This is a genomic window from Cellulomonas sp. H30R-01 (assembly GCF_010119915.1).
In the GTDB taxonomy this organism is placed as follows: Bacteria; Actinomycetota; Actinomycetes; order Actinomycetales; family Cellulomonadaceae; genus Cellulomonas; species Cellulomonas algicola.
Window position 1 is genome coordinate 474,966 of sequence record NZ_CP048210.1, and the last position, 21,411, is coordinate 496,376.

At 74.0% G+C, this 21,411-nt stretch carries 16 protein-coding genes; 7 read left to right on the forward strand and 9 right to left on the reverse strand.

The window, feature by feature from the left end; all coding sequences use genetic code 11:
* Positions 1 to 88: 88 nt before the first annotated feature.
* Genes GXP71_RS02065 through GXP71_RS02075 form a run of 3 tightly spaced genes read right to left on the reverse strand, consistent with a single transcriptional unit; the run spans position 89 to position 3,221 of the window.
* Positions 89 to 913 (reverse strand): carbohydrate ABC transporter permease, encoded by an 825-nt coding sequence (locus GXP71_RS02065; RefSeq protein ID WP_162351286.1) that lies wholly within the window; start codon positions 911 to 913, stop codon positions 89 to 91.
* Positions 910 to 1,884 (reverse strand): carbohydrate ABC transporter permease, encoded by a 975-nt coding sequence (locus GXP71_RS02070; RefSeq protein WP_162351287.1) that lies wholly within the window; start codon positions 1,882 to 1,884, stop codon positions 910 to 912. Before GXP71_RS02070 ends, GXP71_RS02065 begins: the two co-directional genes overlap by 4 nt.
* Before the next feature lie 11 nt (positions 1,885 to 1,895).
* Entirely contained in the window at positions 1,896 to 3,221 is a 1,326-nt protein-coding gene (locus tag GXP71_RS02075) for an ABC transporter substrate-binding protein (protein ID WP_162351288.1), read from the reverse strand.
* 207 nt (positions 3,222 to 3,428) lie between these two features.
* Between GXP71_RS02075 and GXP71_RS02080 the strand changes: the two genes are divergently transcribed.
* Positions 3,429 to 4,667 carry an ROK family transcriptional regulator gene (locus tag GXP71_RS02080; RefSeq protein ID WP_162351289.1) on the forward strand — a complete coding sequence of 413 codons (1,239 nt, stop codon included), beginning with the start codon at positions 3,429 to 3,431 and terminating at the stop codon, positions 4,665 to 4,667.
* Between the two features lie 46 nt (positions 4,668 to 4,713).
* On the opposite strand, the gene GXP71_RS02085 is transcribed toward GXP71_RS02080, so the two are convergent.
* The 5 genes from GXP71_RS02085 to glgX all read right to left on the reverse strand — a co-directional run bounded on the left by GXP71_RS02085 (position 4,714) and on the right by glgX (position 14,365).
* Positions 4,714 to 6,066 carry an aminoglycoside phosphotransferase gene (locus GXP71_RS02085; RefSeq protein WP_162351290.1) on the reverse strand — a complete coding sequence of 451 codons (1,353 nt, stop codon included), beginning with the start codon at positions 6,064 to 6,066 and terminating at the stop codon, positions 4,714 to 4,716.
* Positions 6,063 to 7,829 carry a maltose alpha-D-glucosyltransferase gene (gene treS, locus GXP71_RS02090; protein WP_202924365.1) on the reverse strand — a complete coding sequence of 589 codons (1,767 nt, stop codon included), beginning with the start codon at positions 7,827 to 7,829 and terminating at the stop codon, positions 6,063 to 6,065. Before treS ends, GXP71_RS02085 begins: the two co-directional genes overlap by 4 nt.
* A 62-nt stretch (positions 7,830 to 7,891) precedes the next feature.
* Entirely contained in the window at positions 7,892 to 9,877 is a 1,986-nt protein-coding gene (locus GXP71_RS02095) for an alpha-1,4-glucan--maltose-1-phosphate maltosyltransferase (RefSeq protein WP_162354155.1), read from the reverse strand.
* A gap of 572 nt (positions 9,878 to 10,449) precedes the next feature.
* Positions 10,450 to 12,108: an FAD-binding dehydrogenase gene (locus tag GXP71_RS02100; protein WP_162351292.1), complete on the reverse strand. Its 1,659-nt coding sequence runs from the start codon at positions 12,106 to 12,108 to the stop codon at positions 10,450 to 10,452.
* Positions 12,109 to 12,148: 40 nt separating this feature from the next.
* Positions 12,149 to 14,365: a glycogen debranching protein GlgX gene (gene glgX, locus GXP71_RS02105; RefSeq protein ID WP_162351293.1), complete on the reverse strand. Its 2,217-nt coding sequence runs from the start codon at positions 14,363 to 14,365 to the stop codon at positions 12,149 to 12,151.
* Between the two features lie 141 nt (positions 14,366 to 14,506).
* On the opposite strand from glgX, the gene GXP71_RS02110 reads away from it, so the two are divergent.
* Positions 14,507 to 15,304 carry an electron transfer flavoprotein subunit beta/FixA family protein gene (locus GXP71_RS02110; RefSeq protein ID WP_162351294.1) on the forward strand — a complete coding sequence of 266 codons (798 nt, stop codon included), beginning with the start codon at positions 14,507 to 14,509 and terminating at the stop codon, positions 15,302 to 15,304.
* Between the two features lie 61 nt (positions 15,305 to 15,365).
* A complete protein-coding gene (locus GXP71_RS02115) occupies positions 15,366 to 16,361 on the forward strand; it encodes an electron transfer flavoprotein subunit alpha/FixB family protein (protein ID WP_162351295.1) in 996 nt (331 codons plus the stop codon).
* Positions 16,362 to 16,478: 117 nt separating this feature from the next.
* Here GXP71_RS02115 and GXP71_RS02120 read toward each other — a convergent pair whose 3' ends face one another.
* Positions 16,479 to 17,465, reverse strand: a complete 987-nt coding sequence (locus tag GXP71_RS02120; protein WP_162351296.1) for a phosphotransferase family protein — start codon at positions 17,463 to 17,465, stop codon at positions 16,479 to 16,481.
* A 119-nt stretch (positions 17,466 to 17,584) separates the two neighbouring features.
* Here GXP71_RS02120 and GXP71_RS02125 point away from each other — a divergent pair, with 119 nt between their 5' ends.
* Genes GXP71_RS02125 through GXP71_RS02140 form a run of 4 tightly spaced genes read left to right on the forward strand, consistent with a single transcriptional unit; the run spans position 17,585 to position 21,400 of the window.
* On the forward strand, positions 17,585 to 18,787 hold the full coding sequence (locus GXP71_RS02125) for a cysteine desulfurase family protein (RefSeq protein WP_162351297.1): 1,203 nt from the start codon (positions 17,585 to 17,587) through the stop codon (positions 18,785 to 18,787).
* Positions 18,787 to 19,953, forward strand: a complete 1,167-nt coding sequence (mnmA, locus tag GXP71_RS02130) for a tRNA 2-thiouridine(34) synthase MnmA (RefSeq protein ID WP_162351298.1) — start codon at positions 18,787 to 18,789, stop codon at positions 19,951 to 19,953. Before GXP71_RS02125 ends, mnmA begins: the two co-directional genes overlap by 1 nt.
* On the forward strand, positions 19,950 to 20,978 hold the full coding sequence (locus GXP71_RS02135) for a hypothetical protein (RefSeq protein WP_162351299.1): 1,029 nt from the start codon (positions 19,950 to 19,952) through the stop codon (positions 20,976 to 20,978). Before mnmA ends, GXP71_RS02135 begins: the two co-directional genes overlap by 4 nt.
* Positions 20,975 to 21,400 carry a hypothetical protein gene (locus GXP71_RS02140; protein WP_162351300.1) on the forward strand — a complete coding sequence of 142 codons (426 nt, stop codon included), beginning with the start codon at positions 20,975 to 20,977 and terminating at the stop codon, positions 21,398 to 21,400. The genes GXP71_RS02135 and GXP71_RS02140 overlap by 4 nt, the downstream gene beginning before the upstream one ends.
* Positions 21,401 to 21,411: the final 11 nt, after the last annotated feature.

The window sequence follows — 21,411 nt, forward strand, 5'->3', positions numbered from 1 at the left end:
CAGGTGGTGTCGGCACGTGCGGCGCCGGACTGGAGGTGACGCGGGACCCGACCGTGGAGCCGGTCGGGTCCCGCGTCGTCGCCGGGCGCTACTTCGTGGCGCCCGAGGTGAAGCCGTTGTAGATCCAGCGCTGCAGGAACAGGAACAGCACGAGGATCGGGATGATCGTGATGACGACGCCCGCGGAGATGACCTCCCACTGCGCGCCGAACGGCCCCTTGAAGTCGAACAGCGTGGTGGAGATGGGGCGCAGCGACTTGGTGGGCAGGTAGAGGAACGGCAGGAAGAACTCGTTGTAGATGCCGATGCCCTTGATGATGACGACGGTCGCGATGGCCGGCTTGAGGTTGGGCAGGATGATCTGGAAGAAGATCCGCAGGTGCCCGGCACCCTCGATCATCGCGGCCTCGTCGAGCGAGCGGGGAATGGCGCGCACGAACTGCAGGAAGATGTAGATCGAGATGATGTCCGTGCCCATGAAGAGCAGGATCAGCGCGAACTGCGAGTCGTAGAGGCCCAGGCCGTTGATGATCTGGAACGTCGCGACCTGCGTCGTGACGCCCGGGACGAGCGTCGCGAGCAGGAAGAGCTTCAGGACCGACGACCGGCCCGTGAACCGGAAGCGGTCGAGCGCGTAGGCCGTCGCGGCGCCGATGAGGATCGTGCCGACGATCGCCACCGCGAAGATGAAGACGGTGTTGCCGAACGCGCCGAGCATGTTGCCACGCGTGAACGCGGTGACGTAGTTGTCGACGTTGAACCAGTCGGCCGGCGGGGTCATCGGGCCCGTCGACAGGAACTCCTGGTCGGTCTTGAACGACCCGAAGACGATGAGCCCCAGCGGCAGGAGCATCGCGATCGACGCCACGACGAGCGAGACGTACTTGGCGGTGCCGGTGACGGCGCGGATCATGCGAGATCCACCTCCTCGTCGGGGACGACCTTGCGCTGGACCCACGTGATGACCAGGACGATCAGCAGGAGCACCACGGCCATCGCGGACGCCAGGCCGACCATGCTGCGCTCGAAGCCGGTCCAGATCGTGCGGATGACGAACGTCTCCGTGCCGTTCGCGCCGCCCGTCATGACGTAGGGGATCTCGAAGACGGACAGCGCGCCCGAGATCGCGAGGATGAACGACAGCCCGACGATGGGTCGGATGGACGGCAGGATGATGTGCCAGAACTGCTGCCAGCGGCTCGCGCCGTCGATCTCCGCGGCCTCGTAGATCTCCGCGTTGATCGACTGGATCGCGCCCAGGAACATCACGAAGTTCAGGCCCATGTAGCGCCAGACCGACACCGCGGCGAGCGAGTAGTTGGCGACGTCGGGGTCGCCCGTCCACTGCTGGATCAGGCTCTCCAGGCCCGCGGCCATGAGCACGGTGTCGAGGCCGCCGCCCGGCTTGAGGAAGTTGAGGAAGATCAGGCCGATCGCGACGCCGTTGATGAGGTACGGGAAGAACAGGATGCCCTTCCACAGGTTCTTGAACCGCACCCTGAACGACAGGATCGTCGCGAAGTACAGCGCGAGCGCCATCTGCACGAACGACCCGACGAAGTAGTACAGCGAGACGATGAACACCCGCACGTTCGCGGGCTCCGTGAACACGTCCACGAAGTTCTCGAGGCCGACGAAGTTCTTCGTCTTGTCGAGGCCGTCCCAGTCCGTCACCGAGTACCAGAACATGTTGAGCACGGGGACGTACGTGAGGAGAAGCAGGAGCCCGACGGGGACCAGCAGGAAGTAGTACGGCGTGAGCCGGCGGTACCACGCGGTGCCGCGGCCCGCACCGCCCCGGGGCTTCCGGGGGGTGCGGGCCGCGTCGGACTGCTGCGCGGCCGCCGTCACCGGGCCCGTCAGGCCCGAGGGAGCGGTCGTCATGGCAGGACCTCTCAGGCGACCGACGCCCGACCCTCGGCCCACTTGGCGTTGAGGTCGTCGAAGATCTGCTCGATCGTGCGGGCGCCCGAGCGGGCGTCGTCGATGGTCTGCTGACGGAACTTCGGGTCCGTGGTGACGATGCCGGACGCCTTGTCGATGTCGCCGAACAGCGCCTCCTTGCCCTCGGGCGCCGGGTTCAGCGTGATGAGCTCGACCTCGGCGACGAAGCCCTCGAGCGCGGCCGGCACGGGCCCGTCGATGATCGGCGAGAGGCCTGCCTGCGACTCCGAGAAGCCCGACTCGTGGTTGAACCAGTCGATCCACGCACGCGCGGTCGCCTTGTTCTTCGAGTGCACGTTGATGCCGAGGTTGTAGTCACCGCCGGCGACCGAGTGGAACTTGCCGTCGACCTTGACGGGCGTCGGCGCGTACGCGATGTCGGCCGGGTCCTCGCCCGCGGCCTCCGCGGCGGCCTGCATCTGCGGGATGGCCCACGAGCCGAGGACCATCGTCGCGACCTGGCCGGTGCCGAGCAGACGCTTCGACTCCTCCCAGTTGGTCGTGGTCGGGTCGGCCTCGGTCAGGCCGTCCGCCACCGCCTGGTAGATGAGGCCGTCCACCACGCCGTAGTCGCTGTCCGCGGTCCACGGGGTGTCGGACTCGACGATCTTGTTCTTCCAGTCGGGGTCCGCCGTGACGGCGCCGAGCCAGCCGTCCCACTGGGACAGCGGCCAGCCGTCCTTGTAGTTCGTGTACAGCGGTGCGATCTCGACGCCGTTGTCCTTGATCTTCTGCAGCGCGTCGAGGAAGGCCTCGGGCGTGTCGGGGAACTCGGTGACGCCGGCCTCCTCCCACACGCGCTTGTTGTAGACGTAGCCCTGCACGTTGCCGACGACCGGGATGCCGTACGACTGGCCCTCGAAGGACTTGTCGTTGATCCACTGGTACTCGGCGCCGATCTCCTCCTGCGTGCCGAGCGGCTCGAAGAAGTCGGCGTACTGGTCCGGGGTCACCGAGCCGGGGATGGCGAGCACGTCCCCGTAGTTGTCGGTGCTCATGCGCGTCTTCACCTCGCCCTCGTAGTCGGTGATGCCCTCGACCTTGACCTCGGTCACGTCGGGGTACTTGGCCTTGAACTTCTCGACGTAGTCGTCGAAGGTGCCGTCCTCGACGAGGTCGGTGCGCCACGTCAGGACCGTGATGGCACCGGCGGGATCGCCGTCGTCGTTGGCCTCCTCGTTGCCGCCCCCGCCGCCCGAGCACGCGGCCGTGAGGGCGAGGACCGTGGTGGCGGCCGCGACCGCCAGGACGCGGGTGCGTCGCTTCTGAGGGAACATCCTTGATCCTCTCGTCGGGCCGGCACCTCCGCGTGCCGGCCGGTGTGGAGGGGCTTCGTCACCGTCGGGGTCATTCGCGAACCCTGCTCCGCGTGGCATTCTTAGGCAAGTGAACAAAGTTAGTCAACGTGCGTGTCGCCGCTGGGGCGCCTCGTGCCCGGATCGTTATGGTGAGCGCGCAGGGGAGACGCGAGAGAGGGCGGTGCCGTGAGCAGCCTCCAGTCAGGCCTGGGCGCCGCGCACGCGAGCAGTCGCGCCGCGATCCTGGACCTCATCCGCGCGGCCGGGACCATCAGTCGCGTCGAGCTCACGCGCGCCACCGGGTTCACCGCCGCCACGATCTCGACCGTCGTGCGCCGGCTCATCGACGACGGGCTCGTCGTCGAGGTCGGGCGCGCCGAGTCCACGGGCGGCAAGCCGCGCATGCTGCTCGAGCTCGACCCGTACGCGCGCTTCGCCGTCGGCGTGCACCTCGACCACGCGGGCATCACCTACGTCATCGCCAACCTCGGCGGTGCGATCGTCGCGCGGTGGCGGCGGCCCGGAGCCGGGTCCGACGACCCGCGCGAGGTCGTCGCCCGCATCGCCGCCGAGATCCGCGCGACCGTCGCGCGCGTCGGCGTCGACCCCGAGCGCGTGCTCGGCCTCGGCGTCGTCTCGCCCGGCCCCATCACCGCGTCGACCGGCATGACCCTCACGCCGCCCGTCATGCAGGCCTGGACCGAGTTCCCGCTCGCGGCCGCGCTCGAGGACGCCGTCGGGCTGCCCGTGCTGCTCGACAACGACGCGACCGCTGCCGCGATCGGCGAGTACTGGTCCGGCGGGATCACCGCGTCCGCGTTCGCCGCGCTCTACATGGGCACCGGCATCGGCTCCGGGATCATCGTCGACGGCACCGTCTTCCGCGGGGCCAGCTCCAACGCGGGCGAGGTCGGGCACATCTGCGTCGACCTCGACGGACCCGAGTGCTGGTGCGGCAGCCGCGGCTGCGTCGAGGCGCTCGCCGGGCCGGCCGCCGTCGTCGCCGCCGCACGCGCGGCCGGGATCGAGCTGTCCGGACGCACCGTCGCCGAGGACTTCGCGACGCTCGCCCGCGCCGCCAGCCGCGGGGAGGAGGAGCCGCTGCGGGTCATCGAGCGGTCCGCGCGCTACCTCGGCGTCGCCGCGCAGACCCTCGCGAACGTGCTAGACCTCGAGCTCGTCGTCCTCACCGGCCCCGCGTTCGCCATGGCCGGGTCGCTCTACGTGCCCGAGGTCGAGGCCCGGCTCGCGCAGTCGTTCTTCGCGCGCGGGAACCACACCGTGCGCGTCGCCATCTCGTCGAACGCCCCCGAGGCCGCCGCCGTCGGGGCCGCCGCGCTCGTGCTGCAGAGCGAGCTCACGCCACGGCAGGCGGGCATGCGCATGACCGTCGACCGGTCGCTCGAGGTGCCCACGAGCGCCTGACGGGACGCACCGGTCGTCGGGCCGACGCGCGTGCGGCGGGCCTCGCTCAGCCGGCCAGGCGCTCCAGGCCCGCGAGCGGGATCGGCAGCCACGTCGGGCGGTTGCGCGACTCGTAGACGGCCTCGTAGAGCGTCTTGTCGAGCTCGAGCGCGCGCAGCAGCACCGCGCGACCGTCCGCGTCGACGTCGACCGGCTGCGCGACCGCCGCACCCGCGTACCCGTCGAGCAGCGCCGCACGCGCGGCGTCCGTCCACGACTGCGCCGCGTCACCGGTCAGCCCGGCGACCGCGGCCGCGTAGTCGAGCGACCGCAGCATGCCCGCGACGTCGCGCAGCGCGAGGTCCGGCCGCGTGCGTGCGGCGAGCGGGGCCAGCGGCTCACCCTCGAAGTCGGTGACGAACCAGCGCGAGCCCGACCGCAGGACCTGCCCCAGGTGCAGGTCGCCGTGGACGCGCTGCCGTGGCGGGGCGACGGCCAGCCCGCGGACCTGCGCGACCACCGCCTCGACCCCCGGCGCGAAGCGCGTGAGCTGCGGGACCGCGGACACGGCCCACGCGAAGCGGTTGGCGACCGCGGAGGCGACCTGCTCGGGGCCGTCCTCCGGGGCGGTCGCGGCGTCGGTCCCGAACGCGCGGACGAGGTCCGCGTGCACGCCCGCGACGACCGCCCCCAGCTCGCGCGCGAGGTCGTCGAACGGCTCGCCGCGCCGCGCGACGTCGCACGCGAGCTCGAACCCGTCCTGGGCCTGCGGCACGAACGCGCTCATCGCGCCGAGGTAGCCCTCGACCTGCTCGCCCGACGGACCCGGCCAGCGCGCCTGCAGCCAGGCGAGCGGGGGCGGCACGTCGGCCGATCCGACGTCGACCAGGTGACGCGGCACGTCGACGTCCGGGTTCTCGCCCGCGGCGACCGCGCGCAGCACCTTGAGGATCGCCGCCGGGGCAGGCGCGTCGGGGGCCGCGCGCAGGATCACCGAGGTGTTCGACTGCTCGCCCGAGACCGCGCGGGCGGTCGACGGGTCGACCGGGGCCCCCGGGCCGTCGGCGGCGGCCAGCCACGCGGCGACGAACGCGGGGTGGGCGGCTCCGTCGAGGACCGCGCGGCCGCCGACGTGGCCGACGACGTCCGTCGGTGAGGTCGTCGCCCCCGCGTGTCCGCCGTCGTGCTCGCCGGTCGCGGGCGTGAGGACGAGCGGGACCTGGAGGACCGCGTCGATCGATCCCGCCTTCGCACGGACGAGCAGCACCCGCACGTCGTCGGCGAGCGCCAGACCGCCGACCAGCGCGAGCTCCGCCTGCGTGCCCTTCGCGGGGAACCACCGACGCCCGGGCAGCCAGTCGCGGACCGCGTCGAGCAGCGCGACGTCGAGGTCGTCGGGCGGGGTGACGACGAGCGTCATCGGGCCCCCGCACGGCCGTGCGCGTGCGCGTCGCCGGGAGCTCCCGGGCTGTCGGACGGCGGGTCGAGCTCGAGCCAGTAGAAGTCGCGCGACCCGAGCGTGAACAGCGCGGTCCCGTCGTCGCGCACGGCCGGGAACGCCGCACCGCCGAAGACGTCGCGCATCGTCCAGCCGACGCGGTCCGGCAGCGTCACCGTCGCCGACCGCGCGGTCGACGCCATGTTCGCGACGACGAGGATCGTCTGGTCCTCGGTCTCGCGCAGGAACGTCAGGACGGACTCGTTGTCCGACGGGACGACCGTGAAGTCGCCCTTGCCGAGGGCCGGGTAGCGGCGGCGGACCGTGAGCATGCCGCGCACCCAGTGCAGCAGCGACGTCGGCTGCGCGAGCTGCGCCTCGACGTTCGTGTGGCTGTAGTGGTGCACGAGCGACTGCACCAGCGGCAGGTAGAGCTTGCCGGGGTCGGCCGTCGAGAAGCCCGCGTTGCGGTCGGGGGTCCACTGCATCGGCGTGCGCACCGCGTCACGGTCCGGCAGCCAGATGTTGTCGCCCATGCCGATCTCGTCGCCGTAGTACAGGCACGGGCTGCCCGGCAGCGACAGCAGGAGCGCGTGCGCGAGCTCGATCTCCTTGCGCGAGTTGTCCAGCAGGGGAGCGAGCCGGCGGCGGATGCCGACGTTGGCGCGCATGCGCGAGTCCGGCGCGTACCAGCCGTACATCGACGCGCGCTCCTCGGTCGACACCATCTCGAGCGTGAGCTCGTCGTGGTTGCGCAGGAACGTCGACCACTGCGCGCCCTTCGGGATGGGCGGGGTGTCCGCGAGGATGTCGACGATCGGCGTCGCCCGCTGGTCGCGCAGCGAGTAGTAGATGCGCGGCATCACGGGGAAGTGGAAGCACATGTGGCACTCCGGCTCGTCCTCGGTGCCGAAGTAGTGCACGACGTCCTCGGGCCACTGGTTCGCCTCGGCCAGCATGATCCGGCCGGGGAACTCCTCGTCGATCATGCGCCGCACGTCGCGCAGGAACGCATGCGTCTCGGGGAGGTTCTCGCAGTTCGTGCCCTCGGCCTCGAACAGGTAGGGCACCGCGTCGAGGCGGAACCCGTCGACGCCGATCCGCAGCCAGAACCGGGCGACGTCCATCATCGCCTCGACGACGCGCGGGTTCTCGAAGTTGAGGTCCGGCTGGTGGCTGAAGAACCGGTGCCAGAAGTACTGCCGGCGCACCGGGTCGAAGGTCCAGTTCGACGTCTCGGTGTCGACGAAGATGATGCGCGCGTCCTGGTAGCGGGTGTTGTCGTCGCTCCACACGTAGAAGTCGCCGTACGGGCCCTCGGGGTCCGAGCGGGACGCCTGGAACCACGGGTGCTGGTCGCTCGTGTGGTTCATCACCAGGTCGATGACGAGCCGCATCCCGCGCGCGTGCGCCTCGGAGATCAGCTCCTGGAAGTCCGCGACCGTGCCGTACTGCGCGGCGATCGCCGTGTAGTCGGCCACGTCGTACCCGCCGTCGCGCAGCGGCGAGGGGTAGAAGGGCGGCAGCCACAGGCAGTCGATGCCGAGCCACTGCAGGTAGTCCAGACGGTCGATCAGGCCGCGCAGGTCGCCGCTGCCCTGGCCCGTCGCGTCCGAGAAGCAGCGCAGCATGACCTCGTAGAAGACCGCCGTCCGGTACCAGTCCGGGTCGTCGGACAGGCCCGGGCGCGCCTCGGACGCCGCGGGGACGGCCGGCTGCCGCTTCTGCGGGAGCGCGGTGAGCATGATTTGCCCCGTCGTGGGCGCAGGCTCGCGCAGGCGCACGTCGGGGACCGGCGGCAGCGTCGTCACGCCTCCTCCAGGTGGATCACGTGCGCGGGCCGGACGGCCGGGTCGAGGCGCACCCAGGGTTCGGCGCCCCACTCCCACGTCTCGTCGGTCAGCAGGTCGTGCGCACGCAGCGGGCGGTCCGTCGGCAGGCCGAGAGCCGCGAGGTCGAGGTGCACGACCCCCTCGCGCGCGTTCCACGTGTCGAGGTTGACGATCGTCACGACCGTGTCCGGGCGGCCCGTCGGGGAGTGCTCCGCGTCGAGGTGGCGCGAGTACGCGACGAGCGCGTCGTCCGTCGTCGGGTGCACGACGAGGTTGCGCAGCTGCTGCAGCGCCGGGTGCGCACGGCGGACCGCGTTGAGGTTGCCGAGCAGCAGCGCGATGCCGAGCTCGTCCGCCGCCGCCCAGTCGCGCGGCTTGAGCTCGTACTTCTCGTTGTCGATCTGCTCGTCCACGCCCGGACGCGGCACGTCCTCGACGAGCTCGTAGCCCGAGTAGATGCCCCACGTCGGCGAGCCCGTCGCTGCGAGCACCGCGCGCACCGCGAACCCGCGGCCGCCCGTCGCCTGCAGGTACGGCGGGAGGATGTCGTGCGTCGTCGGCCAGAAGCTCGGCCGCATCCACGCACCCTGCTCGCCCGAGACCTCCGCGAGGTACGTCTCGAGCTCCTCCTTCGTGTTCCGCCACGTGAAGTACGTGTACGACTGGTGGAACCCGATCTTCGCGAGCGTCTGCATCATCGCGGGACGCGTGAACGCCTCCGACAGGAAGATGACCTCGGGGTGGTCCCGGCGCACGTCCGCGAGCAGCCACGCCCAGAAGTCGAGCGGCTTGGTGTGCGGGTTGTCGACGCGGAACAGCGTCACGCCGTGGTCGATCCACACCTGCAGCACCCGGCGGACCTCGCGGTAGATCCCCGCGGGGTCGTTGTCGAAGTTCAGCGGGTAGATGTCCTGGTACTTCTTCGGCGGGTTCTCCGCGTACGCGATCGACCCGTCGGCGCGCGTCGTGAACCACTCCGGGTGGTCCTTGACCCAGGGGTGGTCCGGCGAGCACTGCAGCGCGACGTCGAGCGCGACCTCCAGGCCCAGCTCGCGCGCGCTCGCGACGAACGCGTCGAAGTCGTCGAACGTGCCGAGGCTCGGCTCGATCGCGTCGTGGCCGCCGTCCGGCGAGCCGATCGCGTACGGCGAGCCCGGGTCGCCCGGCTGCGCGTCGAGCGAGTTGTTGCGGCCCTTGCGGTACGTCGTGCCGATGGGGTGGATCGGCGTCAGGTAGACGACGTCGAAGCCCATGCCCGCGATGCGCGGCAGGTCCTGGGCCGCCGTCCGCAGCGTGCCGGAGCGCCACTCGCCCGTCTCCGGGTCCTGCGTCGCGCCGTGCGAGCGCGGGAAGATCTCGTACCACGCGCCCGCCAGCGCGAGCGGGCGCTCGACGCGCAGCGGGTAGGCGCGCGACGACGTCACGAGCTCGCGGAAGGGGTGCGCCGCGAGCGTGCTGCGCACGGCGTGCGACAGGCCCGCCGCGAGCCGGTCGGCCGGCGTCCGGGTCGTGTCGTGCAGCCCCGCGACCGCGTCGCGCAGCACCTGCGCCGACTCCTCGGGCAGCTCGGTCGACGGACGTGCCGCGGCACGCTCCAGCAGGCGCGCGCCCTCGGTCAGCATGAGCTCGACGTCGATGCCCGCCGCGACCTTGATGGTCGCGTCGTGCGCCCACGTCGCGAACGGGTCGGACCAGCCCTCGACGCGGAACGACCACTCACCCGTGCGGTCCGGGACGAGGCGCGCCTCGAAGCGGTCGAGGCCGGGGGCGATGTCGACCATCGGCGCGCGTGCGTGCTCGGCGCCGTCGGGGTCGATCAGGATCGCCGTCGCGGCGACCGCGTCGTGGCCCTCGCGGAACACCGTCGCGCGGATCGGCACGGCCTCGCCCACGGTCGCCTTCGCCGGGAAGCGGCCCTCCTCGGCGACGGGGGAGACGTCGACGACCGGGATGCGGCCGATCGGGCCCTCGGGGGCGAGCCACGGCTCCGCCGCGGGCGCGCCGCCGGTAGGGGCTGTGCCGGGCGTGCCGGTGAGGGCTGCGCCAGGAGCGCCGGCGGGTGCCGCGCCGGTCGGCGGGGTGGTCGACGCGTCCGGTGCCGCGGTGGTCGGGGTGCCGGCCGTCGCGCCCGCGACCGGTGCCGCGGGGCGGACCGGCGCGGTGGTCGCCGGGTGCGCCGGCTCCGTGGCGGCCGCCGTGCGGGTGCGGGTGCGGGTGCGGACCGGCTTCGCGGGCGCCGGGGTGCCGACCTGCTCGGCCGCGGACGCGGCACGCCGCCCGCGCTTCGGCGGCTCGACGGGGGTGCCGGACGCGGCCGGACCGGGTTCGGTGGCGGGCGTGGGGCGGGGCGCGGTGGTGCGCGAACGGCTGCCGGACTTCGGGGGAGTCGTCACGCTCCCGAACCTATCCGCAGGCGGTGGGGGTGGGCATCCGGTGCGGGAGCCGTGTGCGCCACACCGGGGTCGCGCGCGCCCGACCTGGGCGGATGTGCCCGGTGTGCGACGTGCCGTCGCGACGCCGGCGACCGGGTCCGTCAGTCGAGCGTCGACGCCAGCGCGCGCCCCGTCGTCCGTCCGGTGAAGAGGCAGCCGCCCAGGAACGTGCCCTCGAGCGCGCGGTGCCCGTGCACGCCGCCGCCGCCGAACCCCGACGCCTCGCCGACGGCCCACAGCCCTGGCAGCACCTCGCCGTCGGGTCGCAGCACGCGTCCTTCGAGGTCGGTGTGCAGCCCGCCGAGGGTCTTGCGCGTGAGCACCGACAGGCGGACCGCGAGGAGCGGGCCGTGCGCGGGGTCGAGCAGGCGGTGCGGCTTGGCGACGCGGATGACCTTGTCGACGACGTACCGGCGGGCCATCGCGGTCGCGACGACCTGGAGGTCCTTGCCGAGGCCCGACTCGACCTGGCGGTCACGCTCGACGATCGTGCGCTCGAGCCGCTCGGCGTCGATCCGGTCGGTGCCGGTGAGCGCGTTCATGCGGCGCGCGAGCTCGGCGGGGGTGTTCGCCCAGAGGAACTCCTCCGACTCGTGCGCGAACGTCTCGACCGGGCCGACCGCGCCCGGCAGCACGCGCTGGAGCAGCTGCGGGACGCTCCTCCCCGTGAGGTCGGGGTTCTGCTCCGACCCGGACAGCGCGAACTCGGACCCGAGGATCGTCTTGTCGAGCACGAACCACGAGTGGTCGTCGCCGCGCGACGTGATGTGCTGCAGCGCGCCGAGCGAGTCGAAGCCGGGGAACAGGGGCACGGGCAGACGGTGGCCGTCGGCGTCGAGCCACAGCGACGACGGGCCGGGCAGGATGCGGATGCCGTGCCGGCTCCACACGGGCGAGTGGTTGGTGATGCCCTCGGGGTAGTGCCAGGCGCGGTCGGGATGCACGACGGCGCCGCCCGCGTCCCGTGCAGCCGCGACGCCCGAGCCGTCGACGTGGTCGGGGACGCCCGACAGCATCCGGTCGGGCAGCCGGCCGGCGTGCTCGGGCCAGGTCGCACGCACGAGGCCGTGGTTCGCGCCGATGCCGCCCGTCGCGACGACGACCGCGGCCGCGTCGAGCTCGAACGGCCGCGCGACCTCGCGCGAGCTCGGCACGGCCCGGGCGACGCCGTCGTCGACGAGCACGTCGCCGCGCACGCCCGTGACCCGGCCTTGGGTCGTGACGAAGGACGTCACGCGGTGCCGGAAGCGCACGTCGACGCGCCCGTCCTTGCGCGCGTCGAGCAGCGTCCGGACGAACGGCTCGAGGATGCCGGGGCCTGTGCCCCACGTGACGTGGAAGCGGGGGACGGTGTTGCCGTGGCCGCCCGCGGTGTAGCCGCCGCGCTCGGCCCACTGCACGAGCGGGAACCAGCGCACGCCCTGCGCGTGCAGCCAGGGCCGCAGGTCGCCCGCCGCGAAGTCGACGAACCCCTCCGCCCACGCGCGTCCCCACCGGTCGGAGCCGTCGTCGGCGAAGTCCGCCGATCCGAGCCAGTCGGCGAGCGCGAGCTCGGCCGAGTCCTTGATGCCGAGACGACGCTGCTCAGGGGAGTCGACGAGGAAGAGCCCGCCGAACGACCAGAACGCCTGCCCGCCGAGGCTCGCGGCGTTCTCGGCGTCGAGCAGGACGACGCGGCGGCCGGCCGCGAGGAGCTCGGCGGTGGCGACCAGGCCCGCGAGGCCCGCGCCGACGACCACGACGTCGTGGGAGTGCGTCATGTCGCGACGGTACACGTCTGGACGGTCGTCCAGAAGGACGTCACTCCGCGCGGTCGAGGACGTACACGCGCATGCTCAACGGCTCCATGACCGTCGACTCGCCGGGCTCCGCGTGCAGGCTCCCGGCGATCGCCTCGGCCCGCTCGTCGCCCGGACGCTCCCACACGGAGTCCCACGCGAGCCGCCAGCGGCCCCCGTGCTCGTCCGCGAGCACCACCGTCACCGAGTCCAGCGCGCCGTTCACGACCAGCATCACGGTGTCGTCGTCGGGCGGGGGCGCCGTGCGCACCATCTGCAGCGTGCGCACCGACGGGTCGTGCCAGCGCGCGTGGTCGAACGGCGTGCCGAGCGCGTCGTACCAGGCGAGGTCCGGGCGGCGGCCCGGCAGCAGCGGCCGGCCCGAGTAGAACCGCTCCGCGCGCAGCGCCGGGTGCTCGCGGCGCAGCAGGAGCAGCCAGCGGGCCGTCGTCAGCAGGTCCTTGCGCCAGGGCGCGAGGTCCCAGCTCACCCACGACGTCTCGTTGTCCTGGCAGTACGCGTTGTTGTTGCCGTGCTGCGTGCGGCCCAGCTCGTCGCCCGCCGTGATCATCGGGGTGCCCGCGGACAGCACGAGCGTCGCGAGCAGGTTGCGGATCGAGCGGCGGCGCAGCGGCACGATGTCGGCGCCCGGCCCCTCGAGGTGCACCGGGCCCTCGAGCCCGTGGTTCCACGACCGGTTGTCGTCCGTGCCGTCGCGGTTCTGCTCGCCGTTCGCGGCGTTGTGCTTGTGGTCGTACGCGACGAGGTCGGCGAGCGTGAACCCGTCGTGCGCCGTCACGTAGTTCACCGACGCGGCAGGGCCGCGCATGAGCGGCGGGTCGGTGTGGCCGAACAGGTCGACCGAGCCCGCGAGCCGCGTCGCCAGGTCCCGCACACGGTGACCGGGCAGGCCGTGCGCCGCCCGTGCCGGGTCCGCGAGCCAGAACGAGCGCGTCGCGTTGCGGAACCGGTCGTTCCACTCCGCGAACGGCGGCGGGAACTGCCCCGTGCGCCACCCGCCCGGGCCGACGTCCCACGGCTCCGCGACGAGCTTGAGGCCGTGCAGGCTCGGGTCGACCTGCGCCGCGACCAGCAGCGGGTGGTCGGGCGTGAAGCCGTCCGCGTCGCGTCCCAGCGTCACCGCGAGATCGAACCGGAACCCGTCGACCCCGACCACGTCCGCCCAGTAGCGCAGCGAGTCGAGCGTCATGCCGACGACCGCCGAGCGGCGGAAGTCGAGCGTGTTGCCGGTGCCCGTCACGTCCGCCAGGCGGGCCGGGACGCCGCCGTCGTGCGCGTAGTACAGCGTCGAGTCGAGCCCGCGCCACGACAGGTGCTGCCCCGGCAGGCCGCCCTCGCACGTGTGGTTGTAGACGACGTCGAGCAGGACCTCGAGGCCGGCCTCGTGCAGGTCGTGGACGGCGCGGCGGACCTCCTCCAGCACCGCGTCGGCCCCGAGCGCGCGCGCCTCCTTCGTCGCGTACGCGGCGTGCGGCGCGAAGTAGCCGAGCGTCGAGTAGCCCCAGTAGTTGGTGAGGCCCTTCTCGACGAGGTGCGGCTCCGACGAGAACGCGTGGATCGGCAGCAGCTCGACCGCGGTCACGCCCAGGCCCAGCAGGTGGTCGACGACCGCCGGGTGCGCCAGACCGGCGTACGTGCCGCGCAGCTCCGGGGGCAGCGCGTCGTGCAGTGCCGTGAGCCCCTTGACGTGCGCCTCGTACACGACCGTGTGCGACCACGGCGTCCACGGGCGGTTCGCCGTCGGGTCCGGTCCGGGCAGGGTCCGCGTGTCCACGACCACCGAGAACGGCACGTGCCCCGCCGAGTCGCGGTGGTCCGCCGCGCCGTACGGGTCGCCGTGCAGGTCGTCGTCCACGACGTGGCCGTACGTCTGGGGGACGTGCTCGACGTCGCCCACCAGCCCGCGCGCGTACGGGTCGACCAGCAGCTTGCGCGGGTTGTACCGGAGGCCCGCCGACGGGTTCCACGGGCCGTGCGCCCGGAACCCGTAGCGCTGCCCCGGGCGGATCCCCGGGACCGACGCCGAGAACACGCCCTGCACCGGGCCGGACAGCGTGATCCGGCGCTCGGTCAGCGTCCCCTCGACACCGTCGAACAGGCACAGCTCGACCGCGGTCGCGTGCGACGCGAGCACCGCGACGTCCACCCCCTCGTCGGTCACGTGGACACCGAGCCGGGGCGGCCGTCGGGACGGGGCGGTCGCACTCACACCCGCCATTGTGCTGGACGGACGTGACACCCGTGGGTCGGGTGTGCGTCGGGGCGACGTCACGCGCGGCGCACCCGCCGCCCTTCCACACCCTTCCGCCCCTCGACACGGCGGACCGGGGCGGCCGTCGCGGGCGGTAACGTCTCCGCCGTGAGGATCGTCGTCTGCGTCAAGCACGTCCCGGACATCCAGTCGGAGCGGGCCCTCGGCCCCGACGGTCGCGCGGTGCGCGACGGCGGGGACGGCACGCTCAACGAGCTGGACGAGAACGCCCTCGAGGCCGCGCTCGCGCTCGTCGAGTCCCTCGGCGAGGGATCCGTCGTGGCCCTGACCGTCGGCCCGGACGACGCCGCCGACGCGGTCCGCAAGGGCCTGCAGATGGGCGCCGACGAGGCCGTGCACGTCGTCGACGACGCGATCGCCGGCTCCGACGCGATCGGCACCGCGCGCGTGCTCGCCGCCGCCGTGCAGCACCTCGCCGCGCAGGAGCCCGTCGACCTCGTCGTCACCGGCATGGCAGGCCTCGACGGCCTCACCTCGCTGCTCCCGACGGCTCTCGCGACGCTGCTCGACCTGCCCGCGCTGCCGCTCGGCGCCGAGCTCACGGTCGACACCGCCGCCCGCACCGTCCGCGTGCGCCGCAACCTCGACCACGCGACCGAGGTCCTCGAGGCCCCGCTGCCCGCCGTCGTGTCCGTGACGGACCAGGCCAACGAGCCGCGGTACCCGAACTTCAAGGGCATCATGGCCGCCCGCAAGAAGCCCGTCACGACGCTCGCGCTCGCCGACCTCGGCCTCGACGCGTCGGCCGTCGGTGCCGCGGGTGCGCGCACCGAGGTCGTCGCCGCGGCGGCCCGGCCGGCCCGCGACAACCGCGTGCTCGTCACCGACGACGGCGAGGCCGGCGTGAAGCTCGCGCGCTACCTCGTCGAGAACAAGCTCGTCTGAGCCCCCGTCCGCACCGCCCGGACGCCCGGGCTCCTCGCACCACCCGAGAATCGAGAACGCCGTGACCGGAACGACAGCGCCCGTCCTCGTCCTGCTCGACCACACGCCCGAGGGCGCGCTGCGCAGCCCCGTCCGCGAGATCGCGACGCTCGCCGCGTCCCTCGCCGGTGGTGCCGGCGTGCACGGCGTGTGGCCCGCGGACACCGAGCCCTCGGCGGACGTCCTCGCCGAGCTCGGCGCGCTCGGCGTCACGCAGGTGCACCGCGTCGTCGCGGACGCCGACCTGCACCTCACGGCCGTCCTCGCCGAGGCGCTCGGCTCGGTCGTCACGACGACCGGGGCCGGGCTCGTGCTGCTCGTGTCGTCGTTCGAGAACAAGGAGGCCGCGGCGCGCCTCGCCGTCGCCACCGGCGCCGGGGTCGTGACCGACGCCGACGGGCTCGTCGTCGAGGACGGGCGCTACGTCGCCTCCAAGACCGTCTTCGCCGGCACCTGGAACACGCGCTGCGCCGTGACCGCGCCGCTCGCCGTCGTGACGGTCAAGGCCAACTCCGTCGTCGTCGACGCGTCGGCGACCGGCGGGGCGCCCGAGGTCGTGCCGCACGCGGTGGCGGCGTCCGAGGGTGCGCGCCGCGTGACGCTCGTCGAGCGGACCGAGCGCCCCACCAGCGGCCGTCCTGACCTCGGCAGCGCGCACGTCGTCGTCGTCGGCGGGCGCGGCACCGAGGGCGACTTCTCGGCCGTCGAGGAGCTCGCCGACGTCCTCGGCGGTGCCGTCGGCGCGACGCGCGTCGCGACCGACGAGGGTTGGATCGGCCACGACGCGCAGATCGGCCAGACCGGCGTCACCGTCTCGCCGCGCCTCTACATCGGCGCCGGCGTGTCCGGCGCCGTGCACCACCGCGGCGGCATGCAGGCGTCCGGCACGATCGTCGCGGTCAACGCCGACGCCGACGCCCCCATCTTCGAGATCGCCGACTTCGGCGTCGTGGGCGACCTGTTCACGGTCCTCCCGCAGGCGGCGGCCGAGCTCCGCCGCCTCACGTCCGAGGGCTGACCGGCACCGCAGCGCAGGAGCCGCCGGGCCTTCGGCACCGACGGCTGCGCCACACCGACACCGACAGGGGTGCCGTCCCGCACCTGCGGACGGCACCCCTGTCGGTGTCGAGTCGGGTCAGGAGAGGTCGCGGAGCCAGCGGAGGGCGGCGACGCCCTGGGCGGCCTGGAAGCGGCGCAGGTTCGGGATGCCCGGGGGCGGCGGCTGCAGCGACGAGGAGATGAAGTACCCGGACAGGCCCGCGAGGACGGCGCGCAGGTCGTCGTCCGTCACACCCTCGCTGACGGCGGACGCGCGGAAGACGGTGTGCGGGTCGCCGCCGCCCTGGAGCGACACGCTCGGCAGCATGAACGCCCAGTCGAGCCACGGGGCGCCGATCGCGGCGTGCGGCCAGTCGATGAGCCAGACGCGGTGCTGGTCGTCGATCATCACGTTGTCCGCGCGCAGGTCGCCGTGCACGAGCGCGTCGCCCGCGCAGACCCGCAGGGCCTCCTGCTCCCGCAGGACGAGCTTCTCGTGGTGGTCCCGCGCCCACTGGCCCAGGTCGCCGGCGCGGGCGACGACGCCCTCGCGGGTCGCCTCGTCGAGGTCGACCATGCGGCGCCAGCCGGTGAAGTCCTCGCTGAGCACGTCGTCGATGCGCGGCAGGCCGTGACCGGGAAGGGGCTCGACGTCCGCAAGCGCTCCCACGGCGTCCGCGACGGCGGCGAGGTCGGCGGGACGCCACGGGAGCTCGGGGGAGCGGCCGTGCACGACCTCGAAGCCGAGGATCACCCAGTCGCCGTCGTCGTCGGACCACAGCATGCGCGGCGCGGGCACCTGCGGGGGCAGGGCGGCGGCGACGCGCGTCTCGGCACGCGCGAGGTGCGGCGAGACGGGGTTCTGCTCGGCGGACACGGCCTTGACGAAGACGCCCCGGCCGTCGGCGAACTCGAGGACGGCGGCGAACCCGGGGCTGAACCCGCTGGTCGCGCTGATCTCGGCGGTCACCTGCGACCCGGCGAGCGCGCTGATGCGCTCGCGGACGTGCCGGGGCAGGTCACGCCAGTCCAGCCGCTGGCCGCTGAACGCGGGCGGCAGGGCGATGACCTCGTCGGCACTCACGGCGCACATCCTGCCAGGCCGCGTCGACGTCTTTCGAGGGTGAGACCACGCTGCGGCCGGGCAGCCGCACGGGCGGCCGCGGTCCGGGGTCCCGCGCGCACGTTCGTAGACTGGTGCGGATGACTGCGTACCTCGACCATGCGGCGACCACGCCCATGCTCCCGGGGGCTGCGCGCGTGCTCACCGAGCACCTGGCGCACCCGGGCAACCCGTCGTCGCTGCACGGCTCGGGCCGGGCGGCGCGACGCGTCGTCGAGGAAGCGCGCGAGACGGCCGCGGCAGCGCTCGGTGCGCGGCCGAGCGAGGTCGTGTGGACGTCGGGCGGTACCGAGGCCGACAACCTCGCGGTCAAGGGCCTGTTCTGGGCGCGCCGCACGCAGGACCCGTCGCGGCGCCGCATCCTCGTGTCGGCGGTCGAGCACCACGCAGTCCTCGACCCGGCGTTCTGGATGGCGGAGCACGCGGGCGCGGAGCTGGTGCTGCTGCCGGTCGACGCCGACGGCGTGGTGGACGTCGCCGCGCTCCGCGACGAGCTCGAGCAGAACGGTGCGCAGGCGGCGCTGCTGTCGGTGATGTGGGCGAACAACGAGGTCGGTGCGCTGCAGCCGCTCGACGAGGTGGTCGCGCTCGCGCGGCGGCACGGGGTCCCGGTGCACGCGGACGCGGTGCAGGCCGTGGGGCAGGTGCCGGTGGACTTCGCGGCGTCGGGGCTGGACGCCATGACCGTGTCCGGGCACAAGATCGGCGGGCCCGGCGGGGTCGGCGCGCTGCTCGCGCGGCGCGGGCTCGACCTCACGCCCGTGCTGCACGGCGGCGGGCAGGAGCGAGGCGTCCGCTCGGGCACGCTCGCGGCACCGCTCGTCGCGTCGTTCGCGGCCGCCCTCGACGAGGCCGTGCGCGAGCGGCCGGCGTACGCGGCTCGGGTCGGTGCGCTGCGCGACCGGCTGGTCGCGGGAGTGCGCGCCGCGGTGCCGGACGCCGTGCTGCGCGGTCCCGCCGACGCCGACCGGCGGCTGCCCGCCAACGCGCACTTCACGTTCCCCGGCTGCGAGGGCGACTCGCTGCTCTACCTGCTCGACTCCGCGGGCGTCGAGGCGTCGACGGGGTCCGCGTGCCAGGCGGGCGTACCGCGCCCGAGCCACGTGCTGCTCGCGATGGGCGTCGACGAGGACGACGCGCGCGGTGCGCTGCGGTTCACCCTCGGGCACACGTCGACCGAGGCGGACGTCGCGGCGCTGCACGCGGCCCTGCCCGCGGTCGTCGAGCGCGCGCGGGCTGCCGGACTCGCGGGCCGGGGGAGCACGCCGGCGGTGATGGCCTGATGCGCGTCCTGGCCGCCCTGTCCGGCGGCGTCGACTCCGCGGTCGCGGCCGCGCGCGCGGTCGACGCGGGGCACGACGTCGTCGGCGTGCACATGGCGCTGTCCCGCACGCGCGACCAGTTCCGCACCGGCTCGCGCGGCTGCTGCTCGATCGAGGACGCGGGCGACGCGCGCCGAGCCGCCGACGTCCTCGGCATCCCGTACTACGTGTGGGACCTGTCCGAGCGGTTCGAGGACACCGTCGTCGCCGACTTCCTCAGCGAGTACGAGGCGGGTCGGACGCCCAACCCGTGCGTGCGGTGCAACGAGCACATCAAGTTCGCCGCGCTGCTCGACAAGGCCGTCGCGCTCGGGTTCGACGCGGTCTGCACGGGTCACTACGCGCGCGTCGAGGTGCGCGACGACGGCACGCGCGAGCTGCACCGCGCACGGGACGCCGCCAAGGACCAGTCCTACGTGCTCGCCGTCATGGGCCCCGAGCGCCTCGCGCGGTCGCTCTTCCCGCTCGGTGACGTCGCGTCGAAGGACGAGACCCGGGCCGAGGCCGCCGCACGCGGCCTGTCGGTGTCGGCCAAGCCGGACTCGTACGACATCTGCTTCGTCGCCGACGGCGACACCCAGGGGTTCCTGCGGGACCGGCTCGGGTCGCGCGAGGGCGAGATCGTCGACACGTCCGGCGAGGTCGTCGGGCGGCACGACGGCGCGTACGCGTACACCGTCGGGCAGCGCAAGGGCCTCGCGCTCGGGCGGCCCGCACCCGACGGGAGGCCGCGGTACGTCCTGTCGGTCGAGCCCGTGCGGAACCGGGTCGTCGTCGGGTCGGCCGAGGAGCTCGCCGTGGGCGCGGTCGAGGCCGACCGCGGCGTGTGGTTCGCCGCGCCCGGGTCCGCACCCTTCGCGTGCGAGGTGCAGGTGCGCGCGCACGGCGCGCCGGTGCCCGCGGTCGCGACCGCGCGACCGGACGGGACGCTGCGCGTCGAGGTCGACGCGGCCGCGGGACTGCGCGGGGTCGCGCCGGGCCAGTCGCTCGTCGTCTACGCCGGCACACGCGTGCTCGGGCAGGCGACCGTGACGGGCACGCGGCGCCCCGCGTCGTCGTCCGCGCCGCCCGGTCGCGCGGACTCCGCCGCTGCGCTCGGCACGGCCGCCGCGGGCGTGCACCGGTGAGCGCCCGCCCTGGCATCAGCGGCACCGGGCCCTGGCCCGGCACGGACGCGCTCGAGGCGCAGTCGTCGGTCGTCGGCGACCTCGTCGGCGTCCCGTCGGAGCTGCAGGGCCTGCCGTTCGCGGTGCTGCTGCCCGCGCGCGGACCGTGGGGCGACCGCGTCGGCCACGCGGCGGCGCTGCTCGAGGAGCTGCCCACCGAGCTCGGGCCGCACGGCTGGAAGCTCGCCGACCGGCCCGGCGGCGACCTCGCCCGCGCGCGGGCGTTCGTCCGGGAGGACCTCGACGCGCTCGCGGTCGCGGCGCACGGGTACACCGGGCCGCTCGTCGTGCCCGTCGCCGGACCGCTGACCCTCGCGGCGAGCCTCTACCTGGCGCGCGGCGACCGAGTGCTGTCCGACGCGGGCGCGGTGCGCGAGCTCGCCGAGTCGCTCGCGCAGGGCGCCGGCGCGCACGTCGCCGCGGTCCGGCGCGTCGTGCCCGGTGCCGAGGTCACCGTGCTCCTGCACGAGCCGCTGCTCGCGCAGGTCGTCGCGGGCGTGCTGCCGACGTTCTCGGGGTACGCGGCGCTCCGTGCCGTGCGCGGGCCGGTCGCGGCCGAGCGGATCGCGACCGTCGCCGCGGGCGTGCGCTCGGGCGGCGCGTCCGCCGTCGCGGTGCACGGCGGGACGGCGTGGGCGGCCGTGCCCGCGATCCGGGCCGCCGGGGTCGACGGGCTCGCGCTCGCGGTCGGCGGCATCGGCGAGCAGGGCTGGGAGCGCGTCGCCGAGGCCGTCGAGGGCGGGCTGCGGCTGTGGGCCGAGCTGCCGCCGCAGGCGTCGTCGCAGTGCGCGGGACCCGACGTCGTCGGGCAGGCCGACGCGCTGACGCGGCCGTGGCGGTCGGTCGGTCTGACGCAGTCGGGGTTGAAGGACGTGGTGCTGCTGGCCGGCGAGGCGCCCGGGCGGTCGTCGCCCGACGACGCGCGCGCGGCCCTGGCCGGGCTCGTGCGGGCCGGCCGGATCGTGGCGGAACGAGCGGAGGCATGAGCGAGGCGATGACCGAGCCGACGAACGAACCCCTGAGCACGGGACCGACCCCGCGGCAGCCGGTGCTGCGCTCCCGACGACAGGCGCTCGGGGTCCTGCTGGCCAGCGGCGCGGCGATCGTGGGCATCGTCGTCCTCGTCGTGCTGTGGCTGTCCGTCGGGGCACGGACGCTCGAGGCGTCGGCCGCCGGCGGCGATCCGTGCCTCGAGGCGTACGCCGCCGACCAGGCCGGCGCCGAGGTGTCGTACGGCGCGCTGCCCCCGCAGGCGGTGTGCTCGTGGGAGGTCGACGGCGAGCGGCAGGAGGTCGTCGTCACGTCGGCGCCCACGGCGCTCGCGGCGACGGCGACCGTGCTGGCCGTCGGCGGCGTGATCGGCGCCGTCGCCCTGCTCGTGGTGCCGCGGCTGCGCGACTCGCGCTGACGGGCGCCTGG